This is a genomic window from Ruegeria sp. BG10, assembly GCF_056538575.1.
Genome location: NZ_JBQFTI010000006.1, coordinates 91,811 through 111,441 on the forward strand (window position 1 = coordinate 91,811; position 19,631 = coordinate 111,441).

General features: G+C 61.1%; 23 protein-coding genes. 16 read left to right on the forward strand and 7 right to left on the reverse strand.

From position 1 onward, the window contains the following. Window positions 1–30: 30 nt before the first annotated feature. The 6 genes from ACR0D8_RS19020 to ACR0D8_RS19045 all read left to right on the forward strand — a co-directional run bounded on the left by ACR0D8_RS19020 (window position 31) and on the right by ACR0D8_RS19045 (window position 4,051). Window positions 31–717, forward strand: coding sequence for a response regulator transcription factor (locus ACR0D8_RS19020; protein ID WP_480648886.1), 687 nt, complete (start codon window positions 31–33; stop codon window positions 715–717). 237 nt (window positions 718–954) lie between these two features. After that, window positions 955–1,347, forward strand: coding sequence for a GFA family protein (locus ACR0D8_RS19025; RefSeq protein WP_475157531.1), 393 nt, complete (start codon window positions 955–957; stop codon window positions 1,345–1,347). Between the two features lie 70 nt (window positions 1,348–1,417). Continuing rightward, complete coding sequence (locus tag ACR0D8_RS19030) at window positions 1,418–2,206, forward strand: exodeoxyribonuclease III (protein ID WP_475157535.1); 789 nt, start codon at window positions 1,418–1,420, stop codon at window positions 2,204–2,206. Between the two features lie 76 nt (window positions 2,207–2,282). Further along, the gene (trxA, locus tag ACR0D8_RS19035; RefSeq protein ID WP_480648888.1) at window positions 2,283–3,200 is read left to right on the forward strand and encodes a thioredoxin; all 918 of its coding nucleotides are present in this window, start codon (window positions 2,283–2,285) and stop codon (window positions 3,198–3,200) included. A gap of 27 nt (window positions 3,201–3,227) precedes the next feature. Continuing rightward, a complete protein-coding gene (locus ACR0D8_RS19040) occupies window positions 3,228–3,869 on the forward strand; it encodes an LON peptidase substrate-binding domain-containing protein (protein WP_480648890.1) in 642 nt (213 codons plus the stop codon). Further along, window positions 3,866–4,051 carry a Trm112 family protein gene (locus ACR0D8_RS19045; RefSeq protein WP_480648892.1) on the forward strand — a complete coding sequence of 62 codons (186 nt, stop codon included), beginning with the start codon at window positions 3,866–3,868 and terminating at the stop codon, window positions 4,049–4,051. The genes ACR0D8_RS19040 and ACR0D8_RS19045 overlap by 4 nt, the downstream gene beginning before the upstream one ends. Here ACR0D8_RS19045 and ACR0D8_RS19050 read toward each other — a convergent pair. Continuing rightward, window positions 4,048–5,310 (reverse strand): FAD-dependent monooxygenase, encoded by a 1,263-nt coding sequence (locus tag ACR0D8_RS19050; protein WP_480648894.1) that lies wholly within the window; start codon window positions 5,308–5,310, stop codon window positions 4,048–4,050. The genes ACR0D8_RS19045 and ACR0D8_RS19050 overlap by 4 nt on opposite strands. A gap of 54 nt (window positions 5,311–5,364) precedes the next feature. Here ACR0D8_RS19050 and ACR0D8_RS19055 point away from each other — a divergent pair, with 54 nt between their 5' ends. The 4 genes from ACR0D8_RS19055 (at window position 5,365) to ACR0D8_RS19070 (ending at window position 11,520) form a co-directional block, all read left to right on the forward strand. After that, window positions 5,365–6,693 (forward strand): amidase, encoded by a 1,329-nt coding sequence (locus ACR0D8_RS19055; RefSeq protein ID WP_480648896.1) that lies wholly within the window; start codon window positions 5,365–5,367, stop codon window positions 6,691–6,693. A 109-nt stretch (window positions 6,694–6,802) separates the two neighbouring features. Then, the gene (locus tag ACR0D8_RS19060; protein ID WP_480648898.1) at window positions 6,803–7,984 is read left to right on the forward strand and encodes an aminotransferase class I/II-fold pyridoxal phosphate-dependent enzyme; all 1,182 of its coding nucleotides are present in this window, start codon (window positions 6,803–6,805) and stop codon (window positions 7,982–7,984) included. 14 nt (window positions 7,985–7,998) lie between these two features. Beyond that, window positions 7,999–10,884 carry a DNA translocase FtsK gene (locus ACR0D8_RS19065; protein WP_480648899.1) on the forward strand — a complete coding sequence of 962 codons (2,886 nt, stop codon included), beginning with the start codon at window positions 7,999–8,001 and terminating at the stop codon, window positions 10,882–10,884. A 39-nt stretch (window positions 10,885–10,923) separates the two neighbouring features. Then, window positions 10,924–11,520 carry a LolA family protein gene (locus ACR0D8_RS19070; protein ID WP_475157567.1) on the forward strand — a complete coding sequence of 199 codons (597 nt, stop codon included), beginning with the start codon at window positions 10,924–10,926 and terminating at the stop codon, window positions 11,518–11,520. A gap of 12 nt (window positions 11,521–11,532) precedes the next feature. On the opposite strand, the gene ACR0D8_RS19075 is transcribed toward ACR0D8_RS19070, so the two are convergent. Beyond that, window positions 11,533–12,114, reverse strand: coding sequence for a transglycosylase SLT domain-containing protein (locus ACR0D8_RS19075; protein WP_475157570.1), 582 nt, complete (start codon window positions 12,112–12,114; stop codon window positions 11,533–11,535). Window positions 12,115–12,367: 253 nt separating this feature from the next. Between ACR0D8_RS19075 and hspQ the strand changes: the two genes are divergently transcribed. Continuing rightward, window positions 12,368–12,694, forward strand: a complete 327-nt coding sequence (gene hspQ, locus ACR0D8_RS19080) for a heat shock protein HspQ (RefSeq protein ID WP_475157572.1) — start codon at window positions 12,368–12,370, stop codon at window positions 12,692–12,694. 22 nt (window positions 12,695–12,716) lie between these two features. Here the strand turns inward: hspQ and ACR0D8_RS19085 are convergent, their stop codons facing one another. The 3 genes from ACR0D8_RS19085 to ACR0D8_RS19095 all read right to left on the reverse strand — a co-directional run bounded on the left by ACR0D8_RS19085 (window position 12,717) and on the right by ACR0D8_RS19095 (window position 15,318). Further along, the gene (locus ACR0D8_RS19085) at window positions 12,717–14,294 is read right to left on the reverse strand and encodes a gamma-glutamyltransferase family protein (RefSeq protein ID WP_480648902.1); all 1,578 of its coding nucleotides are present in this window, start codon (window positions 14,292–14,294) and stop codon (window positions 12,717–12,719) included. Between the two features lie 212 nt (window positions 14,295–14,506). Next, window positions 14,507–14,947 carry an ATP-binding protein gene (locus tag ACR0D8_RS19090; protein WP_480648904.1) on the reverse strand — a complete coding sequence of 147 codons (441 nt, stop codon included), beginning with the start codon at window positions 14,945–14,947 and terminating at the stop codon, window positions 14,507–14,509. Between the two features lie 32 nt (window positions 14,948–14,979). Then, window positions 14,980–15,318: an STAS domain-containing protein gene (locus ACR0D8_RS19095; protein ID WP_480648906.1), complete on the reverse strand. Its 339-nt coding sequence runs from the start codon at window positions 15,316–15,318 to the stop codon at window positions 14,980–14,982. 102 nt (window positions 15,319–15,420) lie between these two features. Between ACR0D8_RS19095 and ACR0D8_RS19100 the strand changes: the two genes are divergently transcribed. Next, window positions 15,421–16,593, forward strand: coding sequence for a thiolase family protein (locus ACR0D8_RS19100; RefSeq protein WP_480648908.1), 1,173 nt, complete (start codon window positions 15,421–15,423; stop codon window positions 16,591–16,593). A 55-nt stretch (window positions 16,594–16,648) separates the two neighbouring features. Further along, a complete protein-coding gene (locus ACR0D8_RS19105) occupies window positions 16,649–17,101 on the forward strand; it encodes a GAF domain-containing protein (protein ID WP_480648909.1) in 453 nt (150 codons plus the stop codon). A gap of 42 nt (window positions 17,102–17,143) precedes the next feature. Here the strand turns inward: ACR0D8_RS19105 and ACR0D8_RS19110 are convergent, their stop codons facing one another. Both ACR0D8_RS19110 and ACR0D8_RS19115 read right to left on the reverse strand, forming a co-directional pair. Then, window positions 17,144–17,533 (reverse strand): SHOCT domain-containing protein, encoded by a 390-nt coding sequence (locus ACR0D8_RS19110; protein WP_480648910.1) that lies wholly within the window; start codon window positions 17,531–17,533, stop codon window positions 17,144–17,146. Window positions 17,534–17,642: 109 nt separating this feature from the next. Then, entirely contained in the window at window positions 17,643–17,924 is a 282-nt protein-coding gene (locus ACR0D8_RS19115; protein WP_480648912.1) for a DUF1294 domain-containing protein, read from the reverse strand. Between the two features lie 117 nt (window positions 17,925–18,041). Between ACR0D8_RS19115 and ACR0D8_RS19120 the strand changes: the two genes are divergently transcribed. From ACR0D8_RS19120 to ACR0D8_RS19130, 3 genes are read left to right on the forward strand one after another with little or no spacing between them, the layout of a single operon-like run. Continuing rightward, on the forward strand, window positions 18,042–18,611 hold the full coding sequence (locus ACR0D8_RS19120; RefSeq protein WP_480648914.1) for a helix-turn-helix domain-containing protein: 570 nt from the start codon (window positions 18,042–18,044) through the stop codon (window positions 18,609–18,611). Continuing rightward, on the forward strand, window positions 18,611–19,234 hold the full coding sequence (locus ACR0D8_RS19125; protein WP_480648916.1) for a LysE family translocator: 624 nt from the start codon (window positions 18,611–18,613) through the stop codon (window positions 19,232–19,234). Before ACR0D8_RS19120 ends, ACR0D8_RS19125 begins: the two co-directional genes overlap by 1 nt. A 4-nt stretch (window positions 19,235–19,238) precedes the next feature. Further along, a complete protein-coding gene (locus ACR0D8_RS19130; RefSeq protein WP_480648918.1) occupies window positions 19,239–19,619 on the forward strand; it encodes a GFA family protein in 381 nt (126 codons plus the stop codon). Window positions 19,620–19,631: the final 12 nt, after the last annotated feature.

Below are 19,631 nucleotides of genomic sequence, written 5' to 3' on the forward strand. Positions count from 1 at the left end.
GTGGTGGAAAAGGCTTAGGAGGACCGGATCATGGCTCAGCTCAAGAAAATCCTGCTGGTGGATGACGATGAAGACCTGCGCGAGGCGCTCAGCGAGCAACTTGTGATGACCGAGGATTTCGATGTGTTCGAAGCGTATGACGGTCAGTCCGCCATGGAACGGGCACGCGAGGCGATCTACGATCTGGTCATTCTGGATGTCGGTCTGCCGGATACGGACGGGCGCGAGTTGTGTCGCCTGATGCGCAAGCAGGGCGTGAAAAGCCCGATTCTGATGCTGACCGGCCATGACAGCGATGCGGATACGATTCTGGGGCTGGATGCAGGCGCCAATGATTATGTCTCAAAGCCGTTCAAATTCCCGGTTCTGCTGGCCCGCATCCGGGCGCAGCTGCGCCAGCATGAACAATCCGAGGACGCGGTGTTCGTGCTTGGGCCCTATACGTTCAAGCCGGCGATGAAGATGCTGATCACCGAAGAGGATCGCAAGATCCGCCTGACCGAGAAAGAAACCAATATTCTCAAGTTCCTGTACCGGTCCGCCGATGGCGTTGTGGCGCGGGATGTGCTGCTGCACGAGGTCTGGGGATATAACGCCGGTGTCACCACACATACGCTGGAAACCCATATCTACCGCCTGCGTCAGAAGATCGAGCCCGACCCCTCCAATGCGCGCCTTTTGGTCACAGAATCGGGTGGATATAGGTTGGTTTCTTAACTGGATGTGGAATGACTTGGATCAAAGTGATACTCTGAAGTCATAATTAGGTTACTCCCAACCCGCGCATGTCCGGGTTATGACATGCACCTCCCTGTTGGACTGCCGGGCCTGATGGCCCGGCCTTTTTCTTGCCGACACGGAATTTCGACCTTGCCCGGGCCAACGCCAATGTTGCGAGTCCGCAAATGTTCCTGTATTGTTCTCATCGCTGGATATTGCTGCGAGGTGTGTGTGATGATTGAGGGAAGCTGTTTATGCGGGGCCGTCAGGTTTCAACTAAGGTCCGAACCCTCGGTGATGGGAACCTGCCATTGTTCCCGGTGCCGAAAGGCCGGGGCCAGCACGGTTGTTTTCGTCAAGAAAGACGACCTGACCTGGGTCAGCGGCAAGGACAACGTGGCGCTGTATCAGCCCGGGGCGCCCTACAAATATGGCAGGTGTTTTTGCAAGACCTGCGGATCGTCGCTGGGTGAAATTCTCGCCGAAGCGGACAGCTTTCCAATCGCCGCCAACGCGCTGGACACCGCATTTGACCAGAAAGTGCAGTTTCACGAGTTCGTTTCCGAGAAACCGGGCTGGTACGAGATTTGCGATGATGCACCGCAGTCCGAGGGGCACCCGTCATAGGCGCTCTTTTCTGATGGCACCTTGTTTGCGCCCACGATAGGCTGCGCCAACCGCGACAGAGGAATCCCCCATGCCTTTTACCCTTGCCACCTGGAACATCAACTCGGTCCGCCTGCGCGAGCCCATCGTGCTGAAATTGCTGCAGGAAGAGGCGCCCGACGTGTTGTGTTTGCAGGAGTGCAAGTCTCCGGTCGAAAAGATTCCGACCGAAGGGTTCGCCGAGCTGGGCTATACCCACATGATCGCGCGCGGGCAAAAGGGTTACAACGGCGTTGCCATCCTGTCGCGCCTGCCGATGGAAGAGGTGGGCGACAAGGATTTCGCCGGCCTCGGCCACGCCCGTCATATCGCCGGGCGGCTTGAGAACGGCGTGACGATCCACAATTTCTATGTTCCGGCGGGCGGCGACGTGCCGGACCGCGAACAGAATGAGAAGTTCGGCCAGAAACTCGATTACCTGACAGACATGCGCGACTGGTTCCATGCGGAAAAGCCCGAGAAGTCCATTCTGGTCGGTGATCTGAACATCGCCCCGCGCGAGGATGACGTCTGGTCGCACAAGCAATTGCTCAAGGTCGTGTCGCATACGCCCATCGAAGTTGAACATCTGGCCGAGACGCAGGATGCGGGGGGCTGGGTCGATATCACCCGGCAGGACATCCCCGAGGGGCAGCTTTACAGTTGGTGGTCCTATCGCGCGCGGGATTGGGACGCGGCGGATAAGGGGCGACGGCTGGATCACGTCTGGGCCACGCCGGATATTTCCGGCGCCGGCCACTCCAGCCGCATTCTGCGCGACGCCCGTGGATGGGAGAAACCCAGCGATCACGCGCCGGTGTTTGCGACTTTCGACCTGTAATTGCGCAACTGGCCCCTTGGTTTCTGCCCGCAGCGGTTGCATATAGGGCGCGAGTTCGAACGAGAGAGTGAATGCCATGGATCTTCTGAACGCCGCAGCCGGCCCTGACACCACCGATCTGATCAAGGACGGGTCCGAGGCCACGTTCATGGCCGATGTCGTCGAGGCTTCGCAGGAAACGCCGGTCATCGTGGATTTCTGGGCGCCCTGGTGCGGCCCGTGCAAGACCCTTGGACCGGCGCTGGAAGAGGCCGTAACCGCCGCCAAAGGGGCGGTGAAGATGGTCAAGATCAACGTGGACGAAGCGCAGATGATCGCGGCGCAAATGCGGGTGCAGTCGATCCCGACCGTTTACGCCTTCTTCAAGGGCCAGCCTGTCGACGGATTCCAGGGCGCACTGCCGGGATCCGAGATCAAGGCTTTCATCGACCGCGTGATCGAAGCCGCAGGTGGTGAAAGCCCGGGCGGCCAGTTGGAAGATGCGGTGCAGGCCGCCGAGGAAATGCTGACCGAAGGCGCAGCCGTGGATGCGGCGCAGACCTTTGCCGCCATTCTGGGCGAGGACCCGAACCACGCTGGTGCTTATGGCGGGTTGGTACGGGCGCATATCGCCTCGGGCGATCTGGAACAGGCCGAGGCCATCCTGAACGGCGCGCCGGCCGAAATATCCACCGCGCCCGAGGTCGAGGCCGCGCATGCGCAGCTGGAACTGGCCAAACAGGCCGCTGACGCGGGGCCTGTCGCCGATCTGACCGCCGCGGTCGAGGCCGAGCCCGACAATCATCAGGCCCGGTTCGATCTGGCGCAGGCGCTGCACGCCAATGGCGATGTCGAAGAGGCCGTCGCGCAATTGCTGGAACTGTTCCGCCGCGATCGTGAGTGGAATGAAGGCGCCGCGAAGTCGCAGCTTTTCACGGTTTTCGACGCCCTCAAACCCAACGACCCGATTGTTCTGAACGGGCGTCGCAAGCTCAGCTCGATGATATTTGCCTAATTCGGGATCAGAGCTACACTCGGGTACATGATGCATCCCGCTGACCTGCCGGAAACGGTGTCCGTTTTTCCATTGCCCGGGGCGCTGTTGCTGCCCCGTTCGCGCCTGCCGCTGCATATATTCGAGCCGCGCTATCTGCAAATGCTGGACGACGCCCTGAAAACGCAGGAACGCCTGATCGGTATGGTTCAGCCAAACCCGTGCCACAGCAACGAAAACAAGCTGCACCATATCGGGTGCGCCGGGCGGGTGACGCAGTTTTCCGAAACCGAAGATGGCCGTTATCTGATCACCCTGACCGGAATTTCGAGGTTCCGCATCGTGTCGGAACTGGACGCCTTTACCCCATATCGCCGATGCGCGGTGTCATGGGACGGGTTTGACCGCGATCTGGGCAAGGCCGAACATGATGACGGGTTTGATCGCGACAGGTTTCTGCATCTGCTGGAGCGGTTCTTTTCCTCGCGCCAGTTGTCGACCGACTGGGACACGCTGAAGGATGCCGACGATGAATTGCTTCTGAATTCACTGTCGATGCTGCTGGATTTCGACCCCGAGGAGAAACAGGCGCTGCTGGAGGCCCCCTGCCTGCGCACGCGGCGCGAGACATTGGTGACACTGATAGAATTCGCCATGCGTGGCGGATCGAGCGAGGAAAAACTGCAATGAGTGAGCCCGAACAGCCCTTTGACCGCCACATGCTTGAGGCGCTGATCTGCCCGCAGACGCATACGACGCTGCATTACGACGCCGAAAAGCAGGAACTGGTGTCCAAGGCGGCGGGGCTGGCCTTTCCGATTCGCAACGGCATCCCGGTGATGCTGGTCGATGAGGCGCGGCAGCTGGACTAAATCGCGCGACCCTGCAGCAGCTTCGGCAGGTCCCCGGTCAACCCGGCGGCCTCACGCACAAAGCCGCGGCGCAGGCCCGGCAGCGCGCCGACTATCCCCATGCCGATGTCACGCCCAACCCGCAAAATCGGATTGTCGTTGGAAAACAACTTGTTGAACACATCCGTCGCCATGGCCAGCGCGGCCGTGTCGAACCGTCGCCATTCCTGATAGCGCTCCAGCACCAGCACCGAACCGATATCCTCGCCGCGCCGTCCGGCCAGCGTCAGCACCTCGGCCAGCGCGCCGACATCGCGCAGCCCTGCGTTCAGCCCCTGACCCGCAATAGGGTGCATGCCGTGGGCGGCATCGCCGACCAGCGCCATGCGGTCGCCGATGAACGAATTGGCTATGGTCAGGTTCAGCGGATAGGTGAACCGATCCCCCTGCAGACGGATATCGCCCAGAAAATCTCCGAACCGGGGGCGCAGCACCTGAAGGTAATCTGCCTCGGGCATTGCGTTGATGCGTTGCGCCATCTCGGTGCGCTCGCTCCAGACGATCGAACTGCGATTGCCGGTGAGGGGCAGGATCGCCAGAGGACCGGGCGGCATGAAGAACTGATGCGCGACGCCATGGTGCGGCAGGTCATGTTCGATCGCGCAGACCAGCGCGGTCTGGCCATAATCCCATCCGGTGCGCTTGATCCCCGCCCGGGCCGCGGTGCCGCTGCGGCGCCCGTCACAGCCAACAAGCAGGCTGCCGGTCACGGTGGCGCCATTGTCCAGCGTCAGGGTCACGCCGGTCGCGTCGGCCATTTGCCCGGTCACGGTCTGGCCGCTGAGTTGAGAGATACGGTCGTCCTCGGCCATCGCATCCAGAAACGCGCGGCGCAGGTGGCGGTCTTCGACCATGTAGCCCATCGGGCCTTCTTCGATCTCAGCATGGTCGAAATGCATTAAGAACGGTGATGGCCCGGCGCCTGCATGCCCGTCGGTGACCTTGATCTCCAGCATAGGCTGGGCGTGTTCGGCGATACGTTCCCACACCCCGATTGCATCCAACAGACGCTGCGACGCCAGCGCAAGCGCATAGGCGCGCCCGTCAAAGGCTGCATTTTTGCGCACTTTCTCGGCCAGCGCGTCGATGACGGCCACCGAATGGCCGGTCTGTGCCAGTGCCAGAGCCAGGGCCGGGCCGTTCAGGCCGCCGCCCACGATCAGGATATCGAACTTGTGTTCCATGCCCCGCAATATGCGCGCCCATTCGGGATTGTCCATGTGCGGTCCTGTCGCTACCGTCCAACACAGCGCAAATTCCAGAAGGGGGCAGGGATGCAGGACTGGCTGACCATGACGGCATGTGATCTGGGCCGGGGCATCGGCATGGGGAGGATTGATCCGGTTGAGCTGACCGAAACCTATCTGTCCGCCATCGACGCGCATCTGCACAGCGACCGGATCTATGCCCGTGTCACCCATGACCGCGCCCGGGCCGAGGCCGGGGCCGCGCAGGCGCGGGCCCAACAGGGTCAGCGCCGGTCCCTGCTGGATGGCGTGCCGATCAGCTGGAAAGACCTGTTCGACACGGCGGGCATCGCGACCGAGGCCGGAACAGCCCTGTTGAAAGGACGCGTGCCCACGGCGGATGCGGTCGTGCTGCGCAACGCCACCGAGATGGGAGCGGTCTGTCTGGGCAAAACCCACATGAGCGAGCTGGCCTTTTCCGGGCTGGGCCTGAACCCGATCACCGGAACGCCGCCCTGCATCGACGATGAGGACGCGGTGCCCGGCGGTTCATCCTCGGGCGCGGGGGCGTCAGTGGCCTGGGGGCTGGCGGCCTGCGGGATCGGCTCGGATACTGGCGGATCGGTGCGCATTCCGTCGGCCTGGAACAATCTGGTCGGCCTGAAGACCACCGCGGGACGGGTCAGCCTTGAAGGCACCGTACCGCTGTGTTTGCGGTTCGACACAGTTGGCCCGCTCGCCCGGTCGGTCGAAGATGCCGCGCACATGCTGGCCCTTCTGGAAGGCGGCACCCCTGCCGATCTGCGCGGCGCAAGCCTGAAGGGCCGGCGGTTCGCGGACCTTCAAAACGTGGCGAAGGATGATCTGAGGGACGCGCCGCGCCAAGCCTTTGACGACGCGCTGGACCGGCTGCGCGAGGCCGGTGCCGAAATCGTTCCCCTGGAAGTGCCCGAACTGAACGAAGCGATGGGCCTGTCCGGCATTCTGTACACGACCGAGGCCTACGGCCTGTGGCGGGACGTGATCGAGGCCAACCCGGATGCGATGTATCCCGAGATTCTGGAGCGTTTCAGGGCAGGCAAAAACAACTCGGGCCCCGATTACGTCGCTGCGTGGTCGCGGCTGAAGGCATGTCGTGGCGCGTGGGATGCGACTACGGGCGGGTTCGACGCGGTTCTGGCCCCCACAGCCCCCATTTTGCCACCGAATCTGGAACGGTTGATGAGCGACCATAACTACTATGTCACCGAAAACCTTCTGGCGCTGCGCAACACCAGAATCGGCAACCTGATGGGGTTGGCGGCCTTGTCTTTGCCCACCGGAATCCCGGGATGCGGGCTTATGATGATGGGCTATCCAGGCTCGGAAGAGGCCCTGTTGCGGCTTGGATCAGCGGCCGAGGCGGCATTGGCCTGAATGCCACAATCCCCTGATTCGGAACCTCTTTGTCTGGACGAAACAGGGCGCGGCCTGTAATCTGCCAAAAAAACGGGGCGCAAATGACCCCGGTATTGAGGCAGCACATATGGATTTCCCCGAGCGGTTTTCGAACCTACCGGCATATGCATTCCCGCGTCTGCGCGCCCTGTTGGATCACCACCAGCCGGGCGGTGAAGTGATTCACATGACCATTGGTGAGCCCAAGCATGATTATCCGACCTGGGTGACCGATGTAATCATGGAAAACGCCGCCGGGTTTCAGGGCTATCCGCAGAACGAAGGTACGGCAGAGCTGCGCGGTGCGATTACCGACTGGATCGCCCGCCGTTATGGCGTGACAATGGATCCGGACACAAATGTGATGGCGCTGAACGGCACGCGTGAGGGGCTGTATAACGCCGCCATGGCGCTGTGCCCGGAACGGAAGAACGGCCAACAGCCGGTCATCCTGTGCCCGAACCCGTTTTATCAGGTCTATATGGTCGCCTCGATTTCGGTCGGGACCGAGCCGGTTTTTGTGCCCGCCACCGCCGCAACGGGTCATCTGCCCGATTACGCCGGTCTGCCCGAGGACGTGTTGAACCGGACCGCCGTGGCCTATATCTGCTCGCCCGCCAATCCGCAGGGGGCCGTCGCCTCGCGTGATTACTGGGCCGACCTGATCCGGCTGGCCGAAAAATACGATTTCCGTATCTTCGCCGACGAGTGCTATTCCGAGATTTATCGCGACGAAGCCCCGGTGGGTGTGCTGACTGTGGCGCAGGAACTGGGCGCAGACCCCGAACGGATTACCCTGTTCAATTCGCTGTCGAAACGGTCGAATCTGGCCGGGCTGCGGTCGGGGCTGATTGCGGGCGGACCCGAGACGATCAAGCGGGTCAAACAACTGCGCAACTACGCGGGCGCGCCGCTGCCGTCCCCGTTGCAGGCCGCCGCGGCCAAAGCCTGGGCGGATGAGGCGCATGTGTCCGTGAACCGCGCGCTCTATCAGGAAAAATACGCGATAGCGGATGAGGTATTTGCCGGGGTGCAGGGCTATATGCCGCCCGAGGCCGGGTTTTTCCTGTGGCTGCCGGTGGAACATGGCGAAGAAACCGCATTGAAGCTGTGGCAGGAAACCGGTGTCCGGGTCCTGCCGGGCGCATATCTTTCTCAAGGTGATCCGGGGCAAAACCCGGGCGAGCAATTTATCCGGGTCGCGATGGTGGCCCCAAAAACAGAGATGGAGCGCGGTCTGATCACACTCCGCGACTGCATCTGTTCGTGAGGTACGAGGGCAAAATGGCATCTTATAACGCGCGCAACCGCGATCCATTGCTGGACAGCACCACGCAGGCCGCCATCGAACGGCGCAGCAAGGAACTGATCGGGATCGCCCTGATCCTGATGGGGCTGGCCTCGGCCGCGATGATCTGGTCTTACACGCCGGATGATCCGAACTGGATGGTGTCGACCGACGCGCCGGTGCAGAACTGGATGGGTCGGATCGGGGCTTCTATCGCCGCGCCGTTGTTCATGATCGTCGGCTGGGGATGCTGGAGCATTGCGCTGGTGCTGATCGGCTGGGGCCTGCGCTTTGCCGGGCATTTCGGTGAAGACCGCGCCATCGCCCGGCTGATCTTTGCGCCGATCTGGATCGCAGTTGTTTCGGTCTATGCCGCAACGCTGGTGCCGGGCGACGCGTGGCGCGCGACACACAGTTTTGGTCTGGGCGGATTGTTTGGCGACACCGTGATGGGCGCGCTGCTGACATTGCTGCCGATTTCCTCGCATTTCATGGTCAAACTGATGTCGCTGGGCATGGCGGCCGGGATGCTGACGCTGGGTATCTTTGTGCTGGGCTTCACCAAGGCCGATGTCCGTAAGGGTTTCCGGGCCTTCCTGCTGGGGCTTGTCATGTCCTATGACATGCTGATGAACCTGTTGGGGCGTGGGGCCGCTGCCACAGCGCAAGCGGCCCGGGACCGACGCGCACAGTGGGACGAGCGTAAGTCTGCCCGCGCTGATACAGTCGTTGACGATGATCTGGCCTATGCGGACCCGGTATTCGAAGACCCCGATTTTGACGAACCAGAACCCGCAAAACCCGGCCTGCTGGCCCGGATGCCCAGCCTGATCCGTCGCCCGGACCCGATGCCGGAACCCGAACTGATCGACCGCGAACCTCTTGCCGGGTTCGATGAGATGCCGGGCGAGGATCGCATCCGGTCCAAGATTTCCGCCGCCGTGCGCAACCGCAAGGTCGCCACCGGCGAGATGACGCCCGAGCCCGATCCCAGCCTGCCTTTGACAAAGGGGCGCGGCCGGGGTCCGGACCCGCTGATCCTGAATGCAAAAGGCGCCGAAGATTTGCCGCCCGAACCGCCGGTGACCTCTGCCGGGTTGCCGCCTGAGCCGGCGCTGTCGGCTCAGCCCGCGCCCGACTGGCAGGAGCCGCTGCATCAGGACATTGCACCCGAGCTGTACGACGAGGATGAGGCCGTATTCGAAGACGCGCCCGAACCCGCGCCGCAACAGCGCCCGGCGATGAAAATCCCGGTGGCCGAGCCGCGCAAACCCGTGGTCGCGCAGCCGGTGCGCCGCACGCCGCCACCCTCGCGTCGCGCGCAGGCCGAGGCGCAGCCGGCTCTGTCTTTCGAAGACAAGCATTCCGATTTCGAACTGCCGCCACTGGGTCTGTTGTCCAACCCGGCCAGCATTCAGCGCCATCACCTGAGCGACGAGGCGCTGGAGGAAAACGCGCGGATGCTGGAAAACGTTCTGGACGACTATGGCGTCAAAGGTGAGATCGTCAGCGTCCGCCCCGGCCCCGTGGTCACCATGTACGAACTGGAACCCGCACCGGGTCTGAAGGCCAGCCGTGTGATTGGCCTGGCCGACGATATCGCACGCTCGATGTCGGCCCTGTCGGCGCGGGTGTCGACCCTGCCGGGACGCTCGGTGATCGGGATCGAACTGCCCAACGAAAACCGCGAGATGGTGGTGCTGCGCGAAATCCTCGCCAGCCGCGATTTCGGCGATGGCAACCATGCCCTGCCGCTGGCACTAGGCAAGGATATCGGTGGTGAGTCGGTTGTCGCGAACCTGGCCAAGATGCCTCACCTGCTGATCGCGGGGACCACGGGTTCGGGTAAGTCGGTGGCGATCAACACCATGATCCTGTCACTGCTGTATAAGCTGACGCCGGATGAATGTCGCCTGATCATGATCGACCCCAAGATGCTGGAGCTCAGCGTTTATGACGGCATCCCGCATCTGCTCTCACCCGTTGTGACCGACCCGAAAAAGGCGGTCGTCGCCCTGAAATGGGTCGTGGGCGAGATGGAGGATCGTTACCGCAAGATGTCCAAGATGGGTGTCCGCAACATCGCCGGCTACAATGGCCGCGTGAAGGATGCCTTGGCCAAGGGCGAGCTGTTCAGCCGCACGGTCCAGACCGGCTTTGACGACGAAACCGGCGAGCCCGTGTTTGAGACCGAGGAATTTGCACCCGAAGCGATGCCCTATATCGTCGTCATCGTCGACGAGATGGCCGACCTGATGATGGTCGCAGGCAAGGAAATCGAGGCCTGCATCCAGCGTCTTGCACAGATGGCGCGGGCCTCGGGCATTCACCTGATCATGGCGACGCAGCGGCCTTCGGTCGATGTAATCACCGGCACGATCAAGGCGAACTTCCCGACCCGGATTTCGTTCCAGGTGACATCGAAAGTCGACAGCCGCACCATTTTAGGTGAGATGGGGGCCGAGCAACTGCTGGGGCAGGGGGACATGCTCTATATGGCTGGCGGTGCCAAGATCACGCGCTGCCACGGTCCGTTCGTCTCGGACGAAGAGGTCGAGGAAATCGTCAACCACCTGAAACAGTTCGGTCCGCCGGATTACGTCGGCAGCGTTCTGGACGGTCCTGCCGAAGACAAGGCAGACAATATCGACGCGGTTCTGGGCCTGAACACCGGTGGCAACACGAACGGAGAAGATGCCCTCTATGATCAGGCGGTGGCGATTGTGATCAAGGATCGCAAATGCTCGACCTCCTACATTCAGCGGAAACTCGCCATTGGCTACAACAAAGCTGCGCGGCTTGTTGAGCAGATGGAGGATGAAGGCGTTGTTTCGGCGGCAAATCACGTCGGTAAGCGCGAAATCCTGGTCCCCGAACAATAGGATATTTAATAACAATGGCAGAAGGCTTATCTGGGTCTCATGAAACAGATTGCCTTTGCCCTTGCCCTGACACTGGCTGCGCCAGCAGCCTGGGCCGCCGACAAGCTGCCGCTGTCGCAAATCTCAAACTACCTGAACGGGCTTAAAACCGTTCAGACCACGTTCACGCAGGTCAATGACGACGGCTCGCTGAGTACCGGCAAGCTGTGGATGGAACGGCCCGGAAAAATGCGGTTCGAATACGATCCGCCCAATGACGCCGTGGTCCTGGCGCGGGCGGGAACCGTTCAGATTTTCGACCCGAAATCCAACCAGCCGCCCGAGCAATATCCGCTAAAGCGCACGCCGCTGTCACTGGTGCTGGCGCGAAACGTCAATCTGGGGCAGGCGAATATGGTCGTTGGTCACGATTTTGACGGCACCGCCACGGTGGTCACCGCGCAGGATCCGAAAAACCCCGACACCGGGCGTATTGAACTGATGTTCACCGACGATCCGATTGAACTACGCAAATGGGTCATTCACGACAATGCAGGCAGCCAGACAACCGTGCTGCTGGGCCAGTTGAACACTGGCGGGAATCTCAGCAACGATCTGTTTTCCAGCTCGAAAAAAAGCGGGTCAGGCAACCGCTGACCCGCCACATTTTCAATACCGGCAACCGGCCAGTTGTGCCTGGTACAGCTTGGAGCGGGCATCGACGTCATTGGCAACGTTCAGCAGCCAGGTCTTGCCGTAATGGCTGCCGCGGGCATAGCCGGTATGGCCTTCGTGATAGGCCAGATACTGGTTGCGCGTGTCGCTGGGGTGGATGCCGTTCCGCTCATAGCTTTTGTTCATGTACCAGCCGATGAAGTCCGACGCATCCCGGATGCGATCCCGCTTGGCGCGGCGCTTGCCGGTCTCGCGCTGATATTGCTCCCATGTGCCGTCCAGTGCCTGGCTGAAGCCATAGGCGCTGCTCTGGCGGCCCATCGGAATGACGCCCAGCACATATTTATGCGGCGTGCGCGCATCGTGCTTGTAGCGGCTTTCCTGATAGATCGTCGCCATCTGAACATGAACCGGGACACCCCATTTCCGTTCAGTGCTTTTGAACGCCTTGATGTAATCAGGGCGTTCACGCGCAATGCTGCACGCGTCATTCAGTTTGCTGGGCGGTTGCTTGGACCCGCCGCCACAGGATGCCAAAAGCAGCACCCCGAAGAGTACGATAAGAATTCTGCTCATGTGCCTCGTGCCTTTTTTCTTTATTCTAGCGCAGATTGAGCGTTGAGGAAATCACAATCGTTACAGATCAATCGCAGCATTTCACCGGAAGGGGCTCAACGGTTTCAATCCCGAACCAGCGCCAAAATAACAGCTGATCACCATGTTTCCCGCCACTGTCTGCCATAGGTTCACAGTCTGTTTCCCTTAATTTCAGATCAATGATTGGCATTTCCGCCCGGAAAGGGGTAGTAAAGCCCTTGGGGGCAAAGAAATGTTGAAGACTCAAGCCAAGTACCGCCTGGGACAGGTGGTCCGTCACAAAAAACATCCTTTCCGAGGGGTGATTTTTGACGTGGACCCGGAATTTTCAAATACGGAAGAATGGTATCAGGCCATTCCCGAAGACAGCCGCCCGATCAAGGATCAGCCGTTTTATCACCTTTTGGCGGAAAACGACCAATCCTTCTATGTCGCTTATGTTTCTGAACAAAATCTGGTTGCCGATCAGTCGGGCGAGCCGGTGGAACACCCCGATATTCCGGACATGTTCGGACCTTTCGAGAATGGTGCCTACCCGTTGCACTTCCATCTGAACTGAGTATCCGGGCCCGCTCGTGCGGTCAGTACCCAAGGGCGCATCCGTCTTTTCGGGGGTCGCTGCCACCTTTCAGAACCCCGTCCTCGCAGATTCGGATTGCCTGCGCGCCGCCCAATGGCGTTTCCGGAACCTGAACATTATGACCCATTTCTGACAATTGTTGCGCGACTTTGCGCGGAATTCCGCGTTCAAGTTTCAATATGCCATTGTCCGCAAATGCCCGTGGCGCATCAATGCTGGCCTGAAGGCCCAACCCGTGATCGGTAAGGTTTGAGACAAACCGCGCGTGTCCGGTGGGCTGATATGCTCCGCCCATAACGCCGAAGGGCATCAGAACGCGGCCCTTTTGCCTGAGCATCCCGGGAATGATCGTGTGCATGGGGCGTTTGCCGGCCCCAAGCTCATTCGGGTGACCCGCTTGCAGCGTGAAGCCCGATCCACGGTTCTGAAACAGTATTCCGAACTTCTCTGACGCGATGCCCGAGCCGAAGCTGTGGAAGATGGAATAGATCAGCGAGACGGCCATCCGGTCGCGGTCAACCACGGTAATGTACACGGTGTCCTTATGGATGGCCTCGGTCAGCGGGGCGGCCGCCGGCATGGCACGATCCGGATCAATCAGCGCGGCCAGTCGGTCCGCCACCACCTGATCCAGAAACCGCTCCGCATGGGTCGTGTGGTCGGGATCAGCAATGAACCGGTTGCGCGCGTCATAGGCAAGTTTTGAGGCTTCGGCTTCAATGTGAATGCGCTTGGCGCAGAACGGCTCCATACGTGCCAGGTCGAAATTCCGAAGAATATTCAGCAGCAATATGGCCGTGGCCCCTTGTCCGTTGGGCGGATGTTCGACCAGTTCGATACCGTCATAGGTGCCACTGACGGGCTGAGCCTCGCTGCACGCTGTAGCGTGAAAATCCTCGGCCGTGTGGACGCCGCCCATGTCGTTCAGCGCCGCGCGCATATCCTCGGCGATTTCGCCGGAATAAAACGCATCCCTGCCATGTCGCGCGATCCGGCGCAGAACCTCGGCCTGACCCGGTGATCGGAAAACCTGACCGCTGGCCGGGGCTGCTCCATTGATCAGATAGTGTGTGCGCGCGGCGCCCTGCAGGGTCTTGGCCCCGGTCTGCCAGTCGAACGCCACCCTTGGGGCGACCGGGACGCCAATTCCGGCATAGTGGATGGCTGGTTGCAATATGGCGTCCAGCCCCAGCTTTCCCTCGGTTTCCGCCAGATGGCAGAACGCGTCGACGGCTCCGGGTATGGTAACCGCGTCCGGGGTGTTCAGGGGAACCGCGGTCAGGCCCTGTGCCCGCAGGCGGTGGGCGTCGGCTGCGGCGGGGGCGCGGCCCGAACCGTTCAGGGCGCGGATTTCATCCTCGCCCGCGCGGTTGAACAATACAAAGCAATCGCCGCCCAGCCCGGTCATCTGCGGTTCGCATATACCCAGCACGACGGCCCCGGCAATGGCGGCATCCATCGCGTTGCCGCCCTGCACCAGAATGTCCAATGCGACTTTGGCAGCTAGCGGGTGAGAGGTGGCGCACATTCCTTCGGTTGCCAGAACTTCTGATCGGCCCGGTAAGTGAAAATCCCGCATCGCGCTGCAATCCCCCTTGAACGCGACGAACCTATAGCGCGGTTTGTAGTTGTCCAGTCAAATCAAGGGGAAGGTCCTCGGCGCCAGTCACTGGGTGGGGGCTGTGATATGAGGCGCCGAGGGAAGCTATCTGAGCTACAGTTAGCTTTTTGCCCGTTGTTTGCGGCGTGACAGTGGTTCGATCTGGGCCTTATTGTGACCATTTCTTGCCGTCAAACCCTCTGAGGGAAGTCAAAACGCAGGGACAGCCTGTTGCAACCCTCGCTGCGCTCATACCGGATATCACTGGTCAGTTCATGGATCAGGAACCAGCCAAACCCGCCTTCGGGCAATTCGTCCAGACTTGTTCCCAGCGCCGCCGGAATGCCGTCCGGGACCCGAAACCCCGGCAGCGGGTTGCCGGTGTCCGAGATCAGAATATCAAGCCAGTTCCGGTGCAGGCGGCAGCGCACCTGAACCTGGGCCGGCGTGATGCCCGCATAGGCATGTTCCACGACATTGTTGATCGCCTCGGCCAGGGCGATCTTCACATCGCCCGCCTTGTGATCCGGCAGCCCTTGCGCGGCCAGGCATCTGCTGAGCTGGGCAATGCCGGAACTGGCCTCAGATTCGGTGGCCGCAAAGCTCAAATCCAAACATTTGCCGTTACACATGGGCGTCGCGCCTGTTCAGGTTCACACCGGAGTCAGTCCACCGACGCGGACAGGGCGTCGTCCAGCGTCGGGTACAGCCTGAAAACCGTATCCATCCGTGTCAGGCGAAAGACTTTCTCGACAAAGGGGTGCAGCCCGGCCAGATCCAGCCTGCGGTCGTCGCCCAGCTGCTTCATCGAGGCCACGATCGCGCCAAGGCCGCTGGAATCGATGAACTCGACACCGGTCAGGTCCAGAACAACCCGGGCAGCGCCGCCTTGGGCTTCGCTGCGCATGTCTTCCTTGAATTGAATGGCCATCGCCGCGTCGATCCGGTCGGAATGAACGGTGATAACCTGCGTTGCGTCGTTGGTTGTGCTGGTCAGGGCCATGCGTGACGGTCCTTTTTACTGAAAATCGCTGGTAGAAATACGCTAGACGGCAATTCTTACCATTCGGTATCCATCAACCTGGAAAGCAAAAGGAGCATCCGAATGAAGCACGTCGTGATCGCCGGGGCCGCACGCACCCCGATGGGAGGATTTCAGGGGATGTTCGACGGTGTCGGCGCGGTTGAACTGGGCGGGTCCGCCATCCGCGCTGCGCTGCAAGGCGCAGGCACCGACACGGTCGATGAGGTGCTGATGGGCTGTGTCCTGCCCGCCGGGCAGGGCCAGGCACCGGCGCGTCAGGCCGGATTCGCCGCGGGCCTGGGCGAAGAGGTGCCCGCGACGACGCTTAATAAGATGTGCGGTTCGGGGATGAAGGCGGCGATGATGGCCTATGACCAGATCGCGCTGGGCCACGCGAATACGATGATCGCGGGCGGCATGGAAAGCATGACGAACGCGCCGTATCTTCTGCCGAAAATGCGCGGGGGTGCGCGTATCGGGCACGGGCAGGTGGTCGATCACATGTTTCTGGACGGGCTTGAGGACGCCTATGACAAAGGCCGGCTGATGGGCACCTTTGCCGAGGATTGCGCCGAAGCCTATCAGTTCACGCGCGAGGCGCAGGACGAGTATGCATTACAGTCCCTGTCCAATGCATTAGCGGCACAGGAGAGTGGTGCATTCGCTGACGAAATCACTCCGGTCGTAACCCGGACCCGCAAGGGCGAGGTGACTCTGGCCGCCGACGAACAGCCGCAATCGGCGCGGCCTGAAAAGATACCGACGCTGAAGCCGGCGTTTCGCAAGGATGGCACGGTGACGGCGGCCAATTCCTCGTCGATCTCTGACGGGGCCGCGGCGCTGGTTCTGGCGTCTGCCGAGGCTGCCGAGGCCCGGGGCCTGACCGTGCGTGCCCGGATCGTGGGTCATGCCAGCCACGCGCAGGCCCCCGGCCTGTTCACGACCGCCCCGGTTCCGGCGGCACAAAAGCTGCTGGCGGGCATTGGCTGGGCCAAAGAGGAAGTGGACCTGTGGGAAGTGAACGAGGCTTTTGCCGTTGTGCCGATGGCCTTCATGCATGAGATGGGGCTGTCGCGCGACGTGGTAAACGTGAATGGCGGCGCCTGTGCGCTGGGTCATCCGATTGGTGCATCGGGGGCGCGGATCATGGTGACCCTGCTCAACGCGCTGGAAAAGAGAAACCTCAAACGCGGCGTGGCGGCCATCTGTATCGGAGGCGGCGAGGGCACGGCAATTGCGCTGGAACGTGTTTGACGACCCGTCGATTTCTCAATACTGCCGGGGCTGACAATTGCCGGAGATCCCGACCATGACCGCCGATTACGACACGCTTGCCAAGACCATCGCAGCCCTGACCGAAGGTGAAACCGACGAGGTCGCCCTGATGGCGACGGTGACCTGCGAGGTACATCATTCCGATGCCCGGTTCGACTGGACCGGATTCTATCGCGTGACCGAGCCAGGCGTGCTGAAGATCGGGCCCTATCAGGGCGGTCACGGCTGTCTGGTCATTCCTTTTGGGCGGGGCGTCTGCGGCGCGGCGGCTCGGACAGGCGATGTGCAACTTGTGCCGGATGTCGATGCGTTTCCGGGCCATATCGCCTGTGCTTCTTCGACGCGGTCGGAACTGGTTTTGCCGGTGCGAAACGCCAAAGGCGAGGTCATTGCGGTTTTTGATATCGACAGTGACCGGCCCGATGCGTTCACCGCACAGGACGCGGCGTCGATCGACGCGATTCTGACCAGCGTATTTGCCAAATAACACTGGCCGGGGAAGACCACCGGCCAGTCGCTGACGATGCCCTCAGCCTTTGAGTACTTTCGACTTTTGCGCTTCGAATTCGTCGTCCGTCAGCACACCTTTTTCCTTCAGCGCGGCCAGGCGTTCCAGCTCGTCCACCGACGACACTGAGGCGACCGAGCGGATATAATCCTTCTGCGCCTCTTCGATCTGGTTCATCGTGTCGACATTGTGCTGGTGCATCTTGTCGCCGCGCACAATCAGATACGCCAGAACGCCCATCCACGGGATCAGGATAACAAAGGCGATCCACAGCGCCTTGCCGCCGCCGCTCAGATCCTTGGAGCGAAAGACATCGGCGACAACCGATATCATCACCCAGAACCACGCCACCATCAGGAACAACCAGAAGATTGACCAGACGATGTCAAAGAAACCGATTCCACTGTCCATTTTTATCCAACCCTTTGCGACTCTGTTTAAAATCTATGGCGTGAGCGGAGCATAAGACCGTAACGCCGAGGTTTTCAAAGGGTATCAACCGCAGCCGGGTTCAATAATGTCACCCTGTTCCGGGCAGGACCTCTGACATCAGCAAGTGGATCAGCAGGGTCTGGCTTGCGAAAATCATGATCAGGTACAGGGAAAAGCCGCGCTTGCGTGTTTTATGATTGAATATCCAGCGACCCAGTATCGCGGCCGGGCTGCCGCCCAGCACTGCCAGCCACAACAGGCGCCGCTCGGGGATACGGCGCCTGCGGCGCCTCGCCTTCAGCTTGTCGCTGCCGATTGCGAATAAAGTCAGGCCGTTGACGGCCCACAGATAAATCACTGCGATCCACATGCCTGACGCTAACCGAACAACGGTGTGCACCCAAGTGAAAAAACGCTTGGAAATTTCACCGACTCAGGCCATCGTGAAAAAGTTACGAATAATTTCACGACAACCCCGGAGCGGCCAGTGAACAGCCAAGCCCCGCACAGTGCGACCCTCGGAGCGGACATCCGCGCCCTGCGCAAAGCCCGTGGGCTGACGCTGACCGAAATTGCCGCGCGGCTGGACCGGTCTGTCGGATGGCTCAGCCAGGTCGAGCGGGATATGTCCGATCCCTCGATTTCCGATCTGCGCCAGATCGCCGAATGTCTGGGCGTGCCGATGTCGATGCTGTTTGCGCATTCTGCCGCTCCGGCGGATGAGCAGGGCTATGTGGTGCGCGCAGGCTCGCGCCGACCAATGGGGTCGGGCGAGGAAGGCTTGATCGAGGAACTGCTATCGCCGGACCTGACCGATGATTTCGAGATGGTGCATTCGACCTTCGAGCCGCGATCGAAAATGCAGACCCCGGCGGATCGTCCGACGCAGGAGGTCGGGTATGTGGTCTCCGGCCGGCTGGACCTGACCATCGGCGGGCGCAGGTTCTCGGTCGGACCGGGGGACAGTTTCCGCATCAAGCATGAACCCTATCAATGGGCAAACCCTTATGATGAGCCCGCCGTAGCCATCTGGGTGATTGCCCCGCCGGTGTATTGATGAGTTTCGAGGGCTGGACCATATTCGCGCTGTTCTGGGTGGTCTTCGTGACCACGCCGGGCCCGAATGCAGTCAACTGCATCTCGAATGGAATGAGCCTGCCGTTTCCCAGGGCGATGTTGGGGGTGCTGGCGATCCTGACGCAAGCCGGCGCGTTTCTGGTCCTGTCGGCATTGGGTGTGACGGCGCTGATCGCCGCCTCGCCAACCGGGTTCTTCATCGCCAAGCTGATGGGGGCCGGGTTCCTGATCTGGTTGGGTATCCGTGGCTGGATGAATGCCGCAAAACCCGCACCGGCGTCCGAGCGTCCTGCGCGGCATGTCTATCTGCATGCGCTGGCGGTGGCGACGATCAATCCAAAAAGCGTCGCCGGATACCTCGCGGCCTTTTCGCAATTCGTGCAGCCCGATGTGCCGATCTGGCAGCAGATGGGGGTGATCATACCCACCGCGCTGATCATCACAACGCTCAGCTATACCGGGTTCACCCTGTTGGGCGCACTGATGGGCCGGGCCGCGCTGGGCGCTGTTTTCAACATCTGGGTGCGCCGCGTGATGGCGGCCTGTTTCATCATCTACGGCGTGGCGCTGGGCACCAGCACCGCGCCCGCAGCAAGGGGGTAATCACATGCATACCGGTTCCTGCCTGTGTGGCGGCGTCGCGTTCAGCATTGACGGGGAGTTGTCTGCGCCTTCGGCCTGCCATTGCGGCCAGTGCCGCAGGCAATCGGGCCATGTCTGGGCGTCGACTTCGACCCATAAGGACAACCTGAGCTTTGCGGCCAGTGACACGCTGAACTGGTATCGCGCCTCGGATATCGCCCGCCGTGGGTTTTGCGGCGCATGCGGCTCGTTTCTGTTCTGGCAGCATAAGGACGAGGACACGATTTCGATTTCCATGGGCGCGCTGGATGCGCCCACGGGGCTGCGCCTAAGCCGGCACATCTTTGTGGCGGACAAGGGCGATTACTATGACATCACGGACGACCTGCCCCAACGGGCACAGTAACAGGGATCAAGA

Excerpts from the sequence above, each read along its gene's own strand:
- ACR0D8_RS19070 (WP_475157567.1), top strand. The coding sequence starts at position 10,924 with ATGAAACAGATTGCCTTTGCCCTTGCCCTGACACTGGCTGCGCCAGCA.
- ACR0D8_RS19090 (WP_480648904.1), bottom strand. The coding sequence starts at position 14,947 with ATGTGTAACGGCAAATGTTTGGATTTGAGCTTTGCGGCCACCGAATCT.
- ACR0D8_RS19020 (WP_480648886.1), top strand. The coding sequence starts at position 31 with ATGGCTCAGCTCAAGAAAATCCTGCTGGTGGATGACGATGAAGACCTG.
- ACR0D8_RS19105 (WP_480648909.1), top strand. The coding sequence starts at position 16,649 with ATGACCGCCGATTACGACACGCTTGCCAAGACCATCGCAGCCCTGACC.
- ACR0D8_RS19115 (WP_480648912.1), bottom strand. The coding sequence starts at position 17,924 with ATGTGGATCGCAGTGATTTATCTGTGGGCCGTCAACGGCCTGACTTTA.
- ACR0D8_RS19040 (WP_480648890.1), top strand. The coding sequence starts at position 3,228 with ATGATGCATCCCGCTGACCTGCCGGAAACGGTGTCCGTTTTTCCATTG.
- ACR0D8_RS19060 (WP_480648898.1), top strand. The coding sequence starts at position 6,803 with ATGGATTTCCCCGAGCGGTTTTCGAACCTACCGGCATATGCATTCCCG.
- ACR0D8_RS19025 (WP_475157531.1), top strand. The coding sequence starts at position 955 with ATGATTGAGGGAAGCTGTTTATGCGGGGCCGTCAGGTTTCAACTAAGG.
- ACR0D8_RS19075 (WP_475157570.1), bottom strand. The coding sequence starts at position 12,114 with ATGAGCAGAATTCTTATCGTACTCTTCGGGGTGCTGCTTTTGGCATCC.
- ACR0D8_RS19085 (WP_480648902.1), bottom strand. The coding sequence starts at position 14,294 with ATGCGGGATTTTCACTTACCGGGCCGATCAGAAGTTCTGGCAACCGAA.
- hspQ (WP_475157572.1), top strand. The coding sequence starts at position 12,368 with ATGTTGAAGACTCAAGCCAAGTACCGCCTGGGACAGGTGGTCCGTCAC.
- ACR0D8_RS19110 (WP_480648910.1), bottom strand. The coding sequence starts at position 17,533 with ATGGACAGTGGAATCGGTTTCTTTGACATCGTCTGGTCAATCTTCTGG.
- ACR0D8_RS19095 (WP_480648906.1), bottom strand. The coding sequence starts at position 15,318 with ATGGCCCTGACCAGCACAACCAACGACGCAACGCAGGTTATCACCGTT.
- ACR0D8_RS19065 (WP_480648899.1), top strand. The coding sequence starts at position 7,999 with ATGGCATCTTATAACGCGCGCAACCGCGATCCATTGCTGGACAGCACC.
- ACR0D8_RS19125 (WP_480648916.1), top strand. The coding sequence starts at position 18,611 with ATGAGTTTCGAGGGCTGGACCATATTCGCGCTGTTCTGGGTGGTCTTC.
- ACR0D8_RS19130 (WP_480648918.1), top strand. The coding sequence starts at position 19,239 with ATGCATACCGGTTCCTGCCTGTGTGGCGGCGTCGCGTTCAGCATTGAC.
- ACR0D8_RS19050 (WP_480648894.1), bottom strand. The coding sequence starts at position 5,310 with ATGGACAATCCCGAATGGGCGCGCATATTGCGGGGCATGGAACACAAG.
- ACR0D8_RS19100 (WP_480648908.1), top strand. The coding sequence starts at position 15,421 with ATGAAGCACGTCGTGATCGCCGGGGCCGCACGCACCCCGATGGGAGGA.
- ACR0D8_RS19030 (WP_475157535.1), top strand. The coding sequence starts at position 1,418 with ATGCCTTTTACCCTTGCCACCTGGAACATCAACTCGGTCCGCCTGCGC.
- trxA (WP_480648888.1), top strand. The coding sequence starts at position 2,283 with ATGGATCTTCTGAACGCCGCAGCCGGCCCTGACACCACCGATCTGATC.
- ACR0D8_RS19055 (WP_480648896.1), top strand. The coding sequence starts at position 5,365 with ATGCAGGACTGGCTGACCATGACGGCATGTGATCTGGGCCGGGGCATC.
- ACR0D8_RS19045 (WP_480648892.1), top strand. The coding sequence starts at position 3,866 with ATGAGTGAGCCCGAACAGCCCTTTGACCGCCACATGCTTGAGGCGCTG.